Annotated in this window: 7 protein-coding genes; 3 read left to right on the forward strand and 4 right to left on the reverse strand. The window is 52.7% G+C overall.

The features are described 5' to 3' along the window. Positions 1-88 precede the first annotated feature (88 nt). The gene (locus GBAG_RS09145; protein ID WP_034495256.1) at positions 89-853 is read left to right on the forward strand and encodes an SDR family oxidoreductase; all 765 of its coding nucleotides are present in this window, start codon (positions 89-91) and stop codon (positions 851-853) included. Positions 854-916: 63 nt separating this feature from the next. On the opposite strand, the gene pepT is transcribed toward GBAG_RS09145, so the two are convergent. Then, positions 917-2,146 (reverse strand): peptidase T, encoded by a 1,230-nt coding sequence (pepT, locus tag GBAG_RS09150; protein WP_034495257.1) that lies wholly within the window; start codon positions 2,144-2,146, stop codon positions 917-919. 121 nt (positions 2,147-2,267) lie between these two features. Between pepT and GBAG_RS09155 the strand changes: the two genes are divergently transcribed. Then, positions 2,268-3,872: an ABC transporter substrate-binding protein gene (locus tag GBAG_RS09155; RefSeq protein ID WP_034495259.1), complete on the forward strand. Its 1,605-nt coding sequence runs from the start codon at positions 2,268-2,270 to the stop codon at positions 3,870-3,872. A gap of 46 nt (positions 3,873-3,918) precedes the next feature. Here the strand turns inward: GBAG_RS09155 and GBAG_RS09160 are convergent, their stop codons facing one another. Together GBAG_RS09160 and GBAG_RS09165 are read right to left on the reverse strand one after the other, a co-directional pair. Continuing rightward, on the reverse strand, positions 3,919-6,309 hold the full coding sequence (locus GBAG_RS09160) for a glucose/quinate/shikimate family membrane-bound PQQ-dependent dehydrogenase (protein WP_034495261.1): 2,391 nt from the start codon (positions 6,307-6,309) through the stop codon (positions 3,919-3,921). A gap of 214 nt (positions 6,310-6,523) precedes the next feature. Further along, complete coding sequence (locus GBAG_RS09165) at positions 6,524-8,821, reverse strand: FdhF/YdeP family oxidoreductase (RefSeq protein ID WP_034495263.1); 2,298 nt, start codon at positions 8,819-8,821, stop codon at positions 6,524-6,526. 246 nt (positions 8,822-9,067) lie between these two features. Here GBAG_RS09165 and GBAG_RS09170 point away from each other — a divergent pair, with 246 nt between their 5' ends. Beyond that, positions 9,068-10,747, forward strand: a complete 1,680-nt coding sequence (locus GBAG_RS09170; RefSeq protein ID WP_034495265.1) for a methyl-accepting chemotaxis protein — start codon at positions 9,068-9,070, stop codon at positions 10,745-10,747. Positions 10,748-10,847: 100 nt separating this feature from the next. Here GBAG_RS09170 and GBAG_RS09175 read toward each other — a convergent pair whose 3' ends face one another. After that, entirely contained in the window at positions 10,848-12,569 is a 1,722-nt protein-coding gene (locus tag GBAG_RS09175; protein WP_034495266.1) for an ABC-F family ATP-binding cassette domain-containing protein, read from the reverse strand. Positions 12,570-12,689: the final 120 nt, after the last annotated feature.

Raw genomic sequence — 12,689 nt, forward strand, 5'->3', positions numbered from 1 at the left:
CGCCCATATAGCCAACAATGCAATAATCGCATCCCGATACCATACTCCATGGGCGGTCAAATTCTGACCGCTTCACTGGGGTCTTCTCATGAAACGATTAGCCGATAAAGTTGCCATTGTTACCGGAGCCAGTTCTGGCATCGGATATGTCACCGCCAAACTGTTCGCCGCTGAAGGCGCAAAAGTGGTCGTCGGTGCCAGGCGTGAAGCCGAACTTGCTCAACTGGTTGATGAAATCAAAGCTGCGGGAGGCGAGGCCGTCGCCGTAACGGGCGATGTGCGCGAAGAAGCCTACGCTAAAGCGCTGGTGGATAAAGCAGTGCAAACATGGGGGCGTCTGGATATCGCGTTCAACAATGCAGGGACGTTAGGTGAAAACGGCCCGAGTACTGAAGTCTCAGCGGAAGGGTTTGCCAATGCGGTTGCCATCAATCTGACCGGATCTTTCCTCGGAGCTAAACACCAAATTGCCGAAATGCTCAAACACGGTGGCGGCTCGGTTATCTTCACTTCAACTTTCGTTGGCTACAGTTTCGCATTCCCGCAAGTCGCCTCGTATGCCGCCAGCAAAGCCGGGTTAATTGGGCTGACGCAGGCGTTAGCATCGGAATTTGGCCCGCAGAATATTCGCGTCAATTCTGTTTTACCGGGCGCGGTGGATACCGACATGTATCGCGATATGAATGATACGGCGGAATCGCAGGCATTTATTACCGGGCTGCACGCGCTCAAACGCGTTGGGAAACCTGAAGAAATCGCGCGCGCCGTATTATGGCTGGCGTCTGATGAATCGTCGTTCGTGACGGGTACTGCGTCCTTAGTGGACGGAGGGGCGTCGATTAACGGCGTATAGTCATTATTCTTTTTGTAGGGTGGATGAATGCGGATTCATCCACCGTTTTGTAAATGACCGGACTTATTTAGCCGCTAACAGACAAAGTTTCAGCGCCACGTTATAAGAGGCTTCAAAAGCGCGCAGCGGCAAAAACTCGAACTTAGAATGGAAATTATGCGCACCGGTAAAGAAGTTCGGCGTTAATAACCCTTTTGCTGAAAGTGCCGCACCATCGGTGCCACCGCGCATAGGAATAACCTTAGGTTCGATATCTAATTCCTTCATAGCCTCGAAAATAAGATCAATAGCGCGACGGTCGTCTTTAATGGCATTACTGATATTGCTGTATGTGTCGCTGATAGTAATTTCAACTTTTGCGGTAGGGTGTTGCGCGGCAATTTTTTCTGCGACATCGCGTAATTGCTGTTTACGCGCTTCAAAATTCTGCGTGTCAAAATCACGAATATTGGCTTTCAGTATTGCGTCGTTTTGTGTGGTGTTCATGCCGTTAAACCAAATATAACCTTCGCGGCCTTCGGTATTCTCTGGAGTTTGCTGGCGGTCGAAATGGCTGATGAAATCATACGCCATCAGCAGCGGGTTCACTAATACACCTTTGGCGGACATCGGGTGCGCAGTGACGCCGGTAAAACGGATTTCAGCATGAGCGGCGTTGAAGTTTTCGTACACCACTTCACCTAATTCACAGCAGTCGATGGTCCAGGCAAAATCAACGGCAAAACGGGCAAGATCCAGCGCTTTCGCACCGCATAAACCTATCTCTTCATCCGGGACAAATGCGACCACAATATCGCCGTGCTTCATATCCTCCGTCAGGTTTTCCAGCAGCGTCATCACTACAGTGACGGCAGATTTATTATCCGCGCCCAGAACGCTGGTGCCATCGCTGAAAATGATCTCTTCGTTCGGATAAGCCAGGATTTCCGGGTGTTCAGCGGTACGCAGCCAGATATCTTTCTCTGGGTTAAGACACAAATCATCGCCGGTAAAACGCAGCACCTGCGGGTGAATATCCGGTGAAAGCCCCACATCAACCGTATCAATGTGCGTGATAAACCCAACGCGTGGCGCACCGGGAACATTGCCTTTTTTGACGGCGGTCACGGTGGCGTGCTCGTCGATAACTACATCATCCAGACCGAATTCACGCAACTCTTGCGCCAGTAATTTTGCCATTTCATGTTGGCCGGGCGTGCTTGGCAATGTGGCAGCGCCAGCCTGACTTTGGCTGGTAATCGCCAGATAGCGGAAGAAGCGTTGTGTTAATTGGTCTGCAAGTGGCGATGACATTGTTATTCCTTTATTGAATATATTCGTTTGTTTGCAATTGATATTTAATGTTATGTATTACGTTGTTGAGTACAAGCGTTATTCTTTCTGGGTCAGGAAAATTATAAATAATAGGGCAAATATGAACATTCACATCACAAGAAAAGCCACAAAGCTTGCATTGATAATAGCGGCGGTAACAGTCAGTTCCACTGTTGCGGCAAAAACTCTGGTTTATTGTTCTGAAGGATCGCCGGAAAACTTTAACCCACAGTTATATACCTCGGGCACCAGTGTTGATGCCAGCGCAGTACCAGTTTATAACCGACTGGTGGATTTTAAAGTGGGCACCACTGAGTTACAGCCAAGCCTCGCAGAAAGCTGGGATGTCAGCGAAGACGGTAAGGTTTATACCTTCCACTTACGTAAAGGGGTGAAATTCCAGAGCAACAAATATTTTAATCCGACGCGCGATTTCAACGCTGACGATGTCATTTTCTCGTTTATGCGTCAGAAAGATCCAAAGCATCCCTACCATAATGTTTCCAACGGAAACTATTCCAATTTCGAAAGTTTAGAATTCGGTAAATTAATCACCGCTATTGATAAGGTCGATGATAATACGGTGCGCTTCACCCTGACTCACCCCGAAGCACCCTTTATTGCCGATCTCGGCTGGTATTTCGCTTCTATTCTTTCGGCTGAATATGCCGATAACATGTTAAAAGCCGGTACGCCGGAACGCGTGGATATGGACCCGATTGGCACCGGGCCATTCCGCCTGGCGCAATACCAAAAAGACTCGCGCATTCTGTTTACCGCATTCCCGGAATACTGGCAGGGCAAAGCAAAAATCGACAAATTGGTGTTCTCGATAACGCCGGATGCTTCGGTACGTGTCGCAAAACTTGAAAAGAATGAATGTCAGGTGATGCCATTCCCTAATCCGGCAGATCTCCCGCGCCTGAAGGAAAACGCCGATATTAATCTGATGCAAAAAGCAGGGCTGAATACCGGTTTCCTGTCTTTTAACACGCAAAAAGCACCAACGGATAATGTGAAAGTTCGCCAGGCGTTGGCCATGGCTATCAACAAACCTGCGATTATTGACGCGGTATTCCGTGGTACCGGAACCGCGGCGAAAAACCTGCTCCCGCCAGGCGTATGGAGTGCTGACGAGTCGCTGAAAGATTACGAATACGACCCGGAAAAAGCTAAAGCGCTGCTTAAAGAGGCGGGCTTTGCTGATGGGTTGACTATCGACCTGTGGGCGATGCCGGTTCAGCGTCCGTATAACCCGAATGCTAAACGCATGGCCGAGATGATCCAGGCCGACTGGGCAAAAATTGGCGTGACGGCAAAAGTGGTGACTTACGAATGGGGCGAGTATTTAAAACGCGTGAAAGACGGTGAGCATCAGGCGGCGCTGATGGGCTGGACCACGGCAACCGGCGACCCGGATAACTTCTTCGGCCCGCTGTTTACCTGCCGTGCAGCTGATGGCGGCTCTAACTCGGCGAAATGGTGTTATCAGCCGTTTGATAAACTGATTCTTGAAGCTCGAGCTTCAGGCGACCATGAAAAACGCGTCGAATTGTATAAAGAAGCGCAGCAGATGATGCATGACCAAATGCCTGCGGTGATGATTGCGCACTCGACGATTTTCGAGCCGGTTCGCAAAGAAGTGACGGGCTATGAAGTTGATCCGTTTGGTAAACACATTTTCTACCAGGTGGATGTGAAGTAATGACCTAATGTAGAAACGGGTGCCAAAAGCACCCGTTTTTTTTGGCTTATTTCGCGTCTGGCAACGCGTAAGCAATAATGTAATCGCCACGGTCTGGAGACTGACGCGCTCCGCCTGCGTTAATCACAATGTATTGCTTGCCGGTCTTCGGTGACACATAGGTCATCGGGCCAGACTGGCTGCCCACTGGCAGGCGAGACTTCCAGATTTCCTTGCCGTTTGCGGTATCAAACGCGCGCAGATAGAAATCTTGCGTACCCGCAAAGAACAGCAGGCCTGACTGGGTTGAAAGCGATGCGCCCAGCGTTGGCATACCGATTGGGATCGGCAGATGCATACGAATGCCCAGTGGACCGGTGTCCTGCACGGTGCCTACCGGAACCTGCCACACCACTTTCCCGGATTTCAGGTCGATGGCTGACATCGTCCCAAACGGCGGTTTCTGGCATGGAATACCCAGCGGTGAGAGGAAACGCTCGCGCATTGCCCCAAACGGCGTGCCGTCCATCGGAACAATACCCATCTCAATGCCGCTGGCATTTTTCGCCACATTAGCGCGTGGCACCATGTAGTTAGCCAGACCCAGACGCATATCGTTAACAAACATCAGGCTGTTGTTCGGGTCAACGGAAACGCTGCCCCAGTTCATGCCGCCGAGCGATCCTGGATATTGCAGCGAGCGATCCAGGCCCGGTGGCGTGTAAACACCTTCGTGGCGCATGCCTTTGAACTCGATACGGCAAATCAGCAAATCGATCGGCGTCGCACCCCACATATCCGACTCTTTCAGTGTTTCATTGCCAATCATTGGCATCCCGACGGAGTACGGCTGGGTTTTTGAATAGCGCTCGCCTTCAATGTTGCCTTGTGGAACCGGGCGTTCTTCCACTTTCGCTACCGGTTCACCCGTTTCGCGGTTGAGCATGAAAATCATGCCTTGTTTGGATGTCTGCACGATCACCGGCGTGGTGCTGCCTTTACCATCTGGCAGGTCATAAAGCAGCGGCTGTGACGGTAAATCGAAGTCCCACAAATCGTGGTGAGTGGTCTGGAAATGCCAGCGCACCTGGCCACTTGCCGCATCTACCGCGACAATTGACGAGCTGTATTTGTCGTCTTGCGCAGTACGCGTGCCGCCGAAGAAATCAGGCGTCGCGTTACCGGTCGGCAAATAAATCAGGCCCAGCTTCGCGTCATATGACATCGCAGACCACACGTTTGGCGTGCCGCGCGTGTAAGTTTGCCCTTCCGGTGGCAGACCGGTAATAGCCGGATTGCCCGGATCCCAGGCCCATGCCAGTTTGCCGGTATGCACGTCATAAGCACGAACCACGCCCGGAGGCTCGCCGGTGGAGAAGTTATCCGCCACGCGCCCACCGACCACCACCACATTCCCGGCGACAAGCGGCGTGGAAGTTTGCTGGTAGTAACCCGGTTTCACTTCGCCCATACCCGCTTTGAGATCGACCGTACCGCGATCGCCAAAGTCTTCGCACAGCTTGCCGTTATCCGCGTTAATCGCCAGCAGGCGCGCATCGGTAGTTGGCAGGAACAGGCGGCGAGGGCACGCCACAGGCTGCGCCGGTTCAGCGAGTGTCGCTGCGGCTTTCTGCGTGGTTTCTTCGAAATAGCCTAAACCCCGGCAACGCTGCCAGTTTGGTGCCGTGGCGTGGCTGTCAAAACGCCATTTTTCTTTGCCAGAATCGACATCCAGCGCCAGCACTTTGCTGTACGGCGTGCAGACAAACAGCGTGTCGCCAACCTGCAATGGCGTGTTCTGATCCTCAGCGCCGGAACCGTTGCTCTGGGGGATATCCCCGGTATGTGCAGTCCAGGCCACTTTTAAATCTGAAACGTTGCCTTTGTTGATTTGATCAAGGGCAGCGAAACGGTCGCCGTGAGTGGTGTTGCCCCAGTGCTTCCAGTCTTTTTGCGCATCACCTGGTGCCACTGGTTTCACGGGCACATCTTCGTTGGCCGTCACCTGCACCTGTGGCACAAACATCCAGCCTGCGCTCACCAGCATGCAAATCGCGAGCAGCGCGGCGAGACTATAAGCCGGCGCTTTTTTTACCGGAGCATGACTATTGGCTGCACGCAAAATCGGCCAGGCAATCGCCGCCAGAAATGCCAGCACAGCAAACGTAAACAAGCGTGAGAATAGCGGCCAGAAATCCCAACCTGCATCACTGATTGCCCAAATAATCGAGCCGATAAATGCCGCGCCGTACAGCACCAGCCCGGAGGTTTTCTTTCTCAAAATCAGTACGGCGGAAATAAGCATGACGATGCCCATCACCAGGAAATACCCGCTGCCGCCGAGCGCGACCAGGTAAGCGCCGCCAATACCTATCGCGAGGCCAATAAGCGCCATTAGCCCGCTGAGAACCCATAACAGCCCTAATGCCAGGCCGCGTGGGGGGGTGTAAATTGCCATAACGTTCTCCTGTCGAAGCATTTTCCTTTTGCTTCTTTATGATAAAACCGCATAACGAACCAAATGGTTAATTGTGCGGGTATCATAATCTCCCGTTATAATATTGCAAAGTTGTTAATGAGAAATCTCGCATTTATTGCGAATAGGTAATGGAGTGGGTTGCGAGGTCGGATAACAGGGCGTTATCCGACATTAATGGGCAAGGGCGGGGAGATTACGCGATACGCTGGCTTTCAACAGAAACGGTGCGGCTGATTTTTACCGGTACGGATTTTGAAGTCGGCGTGCCTGTATCATCACCAACACTGGTTAAAGGAACCAATGGGTTCGTTTCCGGGTAATAGGCGGCCAGATTGCCACGCGGAATGTTGTAAGGGACGATTTTAAAGCCGCTAACTTTGCGAGTGATGCCATCATTCCAGACGGTTTCGATATCCACTAAATCGCCGTCTTGCAGCCCAAGTTCCGCCAGATCTTCTGCGTTGATAAATAGCACTTCTCGTTGCCCGTAAACGCCACGGTAACGGTCATCCAGCCCGTAAATCGTGGTGTTGTACTGGTCATGCGAGCGCAAAGTTTGCAGCGTAAACGGCGCGTTCAATTCGCCGAATAACGAGTCAGGGAGTGGGGCGGCGCTAAATTCGGCTTTGCCGGTTGGCGTGTTAAAACGCAGTTGCGCGGCGGCGTTGCCCAGATAGAAACCACCGGGTTTTTCGCACTGCTGATTGAAATCTTTAAAGCCCGGCAGCGTGGCAGCGATATGGTCGCGAATCAGGTTGTAATCATCAGCCAGCGCTAGCCAGTTCAGCTTTTCTTGCCCAAGCACAGCATTCGCTATCCCGCAGACAATCGCGGTTTCAGAGCGTTGTGTATCAGCAATCGGTTTGCCGATACCTTCCGACGCATGCACCATGCTGAACGAGTCCTCAACGGTGATGAACTGCCGCCCGCTGGCTTGCATATCTTCTTCGGTGCGCCCAAGTGTCGGTAAAATCAGCGCGGCTTTGCCGGGGACAAGGTGGCTGCGGTTCAGTTTGGTGCTGATATGAACCGTCAGGCCGCATCGCTGGAGCGCTTCTTCAGTGCGCGGACTGTCCGGCGCGGCAGCGGCTAAATTGCCACCCAGAGCAATAAGAACTTTCACTTCATCGCGCAGCATCGCAGCAATGGCTTCAACGGTGTTATGGCCTTGCTTGCGTGGCGGTTCAAAATCGAAATGGGCCGCGAGGCTATCAAGTAATGCTGCTGAGGGTTTTTCATCAATCCCCATGGTGCGATTACCCTGCACATTACTGTGGCCGCGCACCGGGCAAAGACCCGCGCCGGGTTTACCCAGATGGCCGCCCAGCAGTTGCAGGTTGACGATTTCGCGCACCGTATTCAGGGAATGTTTGTGTTGGGTAATCCCCATCGCCCAGGTGCAGATCACGCGCTTGGCCTGCTGCCAGACGCTGGCGGCATCGCGCAATTGCTGCTCGCTTAAACCCGACTGATGAGTAATGTGCGTCCAGGTCGTGTTGTCGATTTCGGCAAACCATGCCTCAACGCCGTGGGTATTTTTATCAATAAATGACTGGTCAAAAATACCATTTTCACCGTTCGCCAGTTGCAGACGATGCGTTTCCAACAGGGCTTTCGCCATGCCGCGAATGGCGGCCATATCACCGCCTAAATTCGGCTGGTAATAATAAGTGCTGATGGTGCCAGCAAGAGGCGTAACGACTTCCAGCGGTTTCTGCGGATCGGCAAAGCGCTCCAGCCCGCGTTCGCGCAGGGTATTAAAGGTGACGATTTGCGCACCGTTTTCAGCGGCGTGACGCAAGCTGTGCAGCATACGCGGGTGGTTGGTGCCGGGGTTTTGGCCAAACACAAAAATGGCGTTAGCTTTGTCAAAATCGTTCAGATGAATGGTGCCTTTGCCGACGCCGATGCTGCGTTTCAGGCCGCCACCGCTGGCCTCGTGGCACATATTCGAACAATCCGGGAAGTTATTGGTGCCTGTCATGCGCCCGAACACCTGATACAGATACGAGGCTTCGTTGCTGGCACGCCCGGATGTGTACAGCTCCATTTGGTCGGGGTGATCCATTGCCTTTATATGCTGGGCAATCAGCGCAAACGCGTCATCCCAACGGATGGCTTCGTAATGGTCTGTTTGTGGGTTATAGCGCAGCGGTTCAGTGAGTCGCCCTTGATATTCAAGGAAATAATCACTTTGCTGATAGAGTTTGCTGACGCTGTGTTGCGCGAAAAATTCGTGGTCGATGAAGCGGCGAGTCGCTTCCCACGTTACGGCTTTTGCGCCATTTTCGCAGAAGCTAAAGGTACTTTTGTTATCGTCACCCCACGCGCAGCCAGGGCAGTCAAAGCCTTTGGCTTTATTCATGCGCATCAGATTGCGCAGGTTTTTCAGGGCGTGTTTGCTGTCGATAACAAAACGAGTAGTGGCTTCGAGTGAACCCCAGCCGCCCGCCGCAGCATGATAGGGTTTAATCGCAGATTTAAATTTCATAACGCTTATTCATTGTCCTGTGAGCGACCGCACGCGGCTACGCCATTTACTGTTACGTAGAGTTTACTCCTGTTTAACTTCGATGTAAGCCTTACAAAAACCATGGATAAGTGTGATCGCCTTAACTATTTACTAGCGATTTGTTAACCCCACCACAAAACCACAACTTATTGCTCAACCTTTTGTTTCTCAAGGCCGATGACCTTTTTACAGCAACCTCCCTACATAAGATGAGAAACCAAGGATATGGCAAACACAACAACCTCCGTTCGTTTCTGGCATCACATTCGCCTTGTGCCGTTATTTACCTCGATACTCGCGGGGATCTTAATCCTGTTCGCCTTATGCGTGGGCATGGCGAGCCACTTCCTGATTCAAAGCGATAAAGCGCTGCAAGACGTCACCAATGAAATCCAGGTGCGTATTGGTCTTTCGGACAGCTCCGCGAATCTGCGCAGTGCACGCTTAAACATCATTCATGCGGGTGCCGCAGGGCGCGTGGCTGACATGGAGGATATGAAATTTAATATCGCCGAGGCCGATCGCCTGATTAAGCAGGCGCAGTCCAGTTTCGATATTTATATGGCGCGTGCGGATAAAGTCGAAGAAGGGGACGCGCTGGATAGCCAACTGCGCACCCGGTTCGACGATTACCTGAATAAAGGCATGGCGCCGATGATGAAATATGCCAAAAACGGTATGTTCGAGGCCATCATCAACCATGAAAATGAAGAAGCCCGCAAACTGGATGCTGATTACAGCAAGGTATTAGTGCAGGCGGCGCAGATTCGTACGGACCGAGCCGAAGCGCTGAAAGACCAGGCTCAGACGCGTTCACATCTGAGCGTCATGTTGATGGCAGGCGCTTTCGCTCTGGCGGTGTTCTTAACTATTTTCACTTTTGTCGTGCTGCGTCGCGTGGTGGTGCAACCGCTGCAACAAGCGGCGACACGCATCGAACATATTGCGCAGGGCGATTTAACCCTGGCTCCGCAATCTTTCGGTAACAGCGAAATTGGCAAGCTGAACCAGAATTTGCAGGAGATGCAGGTTTCGCTGGTGAACACCGTGGGAGCGGTGCGCAACGGTGCCGAAGCGATTTATCAGGGCACCAGTGAAATCTCGGCCGGGAATACGGATTTGTCGGCACGGACCGAACAACAAGTGGCCGCCCTTGAAGAAACCGCCGCCAGCATGGAGCAGCTAACCGCCACCGTGAAGCAAAATGCCGATAACGCCCATCATGCGACAAAGCTGGCGGAAGAAGCCTCGCATAAAGCCAGCGACGGCGGACGTATTGTCTCCGGCGTGGTCAGCACCATGAACAACATTTCTGCCAGTTCGAGAAAGATTTCTGAGATTACAGCGGTCATTAATAGCATCGCCTTCCAGACCAATATTCTGGCCCTGAATGCGGCGGTAGAAGCGGCACGAGCCGGTGAGCAAGGGCGTGGATTTGCGGTTGTGGCAACGGAAGTACGCACACTGGCACAACGCAGTGCCCAGGCGGCTAAAGAAATTGAAGGGCTGATCAGCGAGTCGGTATCGTTAGTTGAAAATGGCTCAAAACAGGTGGCTCATGCCGGGGAAACCATGACCGGCATTGTTGGCGCTGTGCGGCGTGTGACCGATATTATGCAAGAAATTGCCGCCGCGTCTGATGAACAAAGCCGTGGCATTGAGCAGGTTGGTATCGCGATAAACGAGATGGATAATGTGACGCAGCAAAATGCTTCGCTGGTTGAAGAAGCCTCTGCGGCGGCAAACTCACTGGAGGAACAGGCCGCACGCTTGACTGCCGCGGTGGGGATTTTCCGCCTGAATAACCGGCCTCAGAGCGTGTCAACGCCCATTGTAAAACCCAAGAAACCCTCTCAGACATCTCGCGCCATCATAGACGAAGACGATAATTGGGCGACATTCTAGTTTTTTGTAAAAAGGTGGATGTCGGCTACGGCTAATCCACCCTACAACACCAAAATCAAACGTAGGTCGGATGAGCGTTAGCGACATCCGACACTTTGTCTTACTCCAGTTCTAACCGCAGATTAAGCGCGGCTATCTCTTCGCGCCACGCCTGCTGCAATGCGGGTTTCTGGTGGCTTTGCTTACGCGCTAAATCCTGCGCAAGTTTTTCCTCCAGTTCCACCAGTCGTTCTAGCCAGGCTTCCGTTTCCGTATGGATAACCGTTTCGACGACTTGTCTTGGTGACGATATCTCAGCTGCATTTTCACCCGTTAACTGCGCGTAAAGCCCGTCCAGAGAGTGCCATTCGCTTAGCTCGCCGTTATCAATCATCCAGAAGCGATTACAGCTTTTGGCGATTAACGTCCGGTCGTGCGTCACCAGTAACACGCCACCATCGTAACTTTGCAGCGTTTCCGCCAGCGCCTCTTTGCCTTCCATATCCAGGTGGTTAGTCGGCTCATCGAGCAGCAGGAGCGAATAACGCGCCAGCGTCAGCCCGACAAACAGCAAGCGAGAACGCTCGCCACCGCTTAACGTGCTGACGGTCTGCCCATGGCGCAACCAGGCAAATCCAGCGCTGATTAACGCCATTTTGCGGTCGTGCTCGGTTAACGCCGCGAAAGGCTCCAGCGCTTCAAGCAGCGTGTCACCATCCCTTAACTGATGCAGCGTCTGGTCGTAATAACCCATATTCACCCGCGGATGCAGGCGAATGGCGTCGTCATTTTGCGGTTGCTGATAATGCTGCCACAGCAGGCGCAACAGCGACGATTTGCCACAACCGTTACGGCCAATAATGGCAACCCGATCGCCACTTTTCAGGCGCTGCATCGGGAGATTAAACAGCGGTGGACAATCGGGCGCTGGGCTAACCGCCAGGTTTTCCATTTCCAGCAATCGGTCCGCCGGTAACGCTTCACCTTTGAGGATTAATTGCCATTGATTCAGGGCCGCAAGTTCAGTCTGGCTGTCCTTTAATTTGTCGACGCGCTTTTCCATTTGTTTGGCTTTGCGGGCGAGGTCTTCGTTGTCGTAAACCCGCCCCCAAATGGCGAGCCGCTTCGCACTGGCCGCAATCCGGTCGATTTCTTTCTGTTCCGCCTGATGACGATGGGCGTCGGTTTTGTCTCGCTCAACTAACGCCGCACGTGCTTCAGTGCAGGGAAGCTGGAAGAAACTCAGCCGCTGGTCGCGCAAAATCCACGTGCCATTGGTGACGTTATCCAGCAGATGTTGGTCATGAGAAACCAGTACAAAACTACCGTTCCAGTCGCGTAAGAATTGCTCCAGCCACAGCAACGTCGGCAGATCGAGGTGGTTACTCGGTTCATCGAGCAGCAGAAGGTCCGGGTCGGTGATCAGCGCCCGCGCCAATAACAGACGCGTGTGCTGCCCGCCGCTCAAGGTTCCGGCAGTCAGTTGCCACGCCGATTCGTCAAACCCCATACTTGCCAGCAGCGCTTGCGCTCGCCAGCCGTCGGTGTGTTGTTGCGCTTCATTAAGACGCGCCATCACCGCATCCAGAAGCGTCAGCGTTTGCAAATCTTCAGGCAAATGCTGCTCAACACGTGCCAGCAGGCAGTGATGCGCACGCGTCACGCTGCCACTATTGGGAGAAATAGTGCCATCGAGCAGTTTCAGAAGGGTGCTTTTGCCGCAGCCGTTATGGCCGATTAAGCCCAGTCGGTCGCCTTTTTTCAGCGTAAAGGTGATGTCAGCCAGCAGAGGGCCAAAAGCGGTATCAAGGCTAAGAGATTGTGCGGTTAATAATGTGCTCATTTTGCTTACTCAAGAGTCAGGCGATAGAACGCCTCGTCAGATTCGACGATAACCCGGTAAGCCCGAGGGAAGGGTTTTCAGTGGTTTGCTTCGCTCAAGCCGGATTATCGCAGTGCGATA

It is taken from the genome of Buttiauxella agrestis ATCC 33320 (genome assembly GCF_000735355.1).
Classification (GTDB): Bacteria; Pseudomonadota; Gammaproteobacteria; order Enterobacterales; family Enterobacteriaceae; genus Buttiauxella; species Buttiauxella agrestis.

What these genes read in the sequence shown, in the direction of transcription:
- GBAG_RS09175 (WP_034495266.1), bottom strand. Translation starts at nt 12,569, where the DNA reads ATGAGCACATTATTAACCGCACAATCTCTTAGCCTTGATACCGCTTTT.
- GBAG_RS09165 (WP_034495263.1), bottom strand. Translation starts at nt 8,821, where the DNA reads ATGAAATTTAAATCTGCGATTAAACCCTATCATGCTGCGGCGGGCGGC.
- GBAG_RS09155 (WP_034495259.1), top strand. Translation starts at nt 2,268, where the DNA reads ATGAACATTCACATCACAAGAAAAGCCACAAAGCTTGCATTGATAATA.
- GBAG_RS09145 (WP_034495256.1), top strand. Translation starts at nt 89, where the DNA reads ATGAAACGATTAGCCGATAAAGTTGCCATTGTTACCGGAGCCAGTTCT.
- pepT (WP_034495257.1), bottom strand. Translation starts at nt 2,146, where the DNA reads ATGTCATCGCCACTTGCAGACCAATTAACACAACGCTTCTTCCGCTAT.
- GBAG_RS09170 (WP_034495265.1), top strand. Translation starts at nt 9,068, where the DNA reads ATGGCAAACACAACAACCTCCGTTCGTTTCTGGCATCACATTCGCCTT.
- GBAG_RS09160 (WP_034495261.1), bottom strand. Translation starts at nt 6,309, where the DNA reads ATGGCAATTTACACCCCCCCACGCGGCCTGGCATTAGGGCTGTTATGG.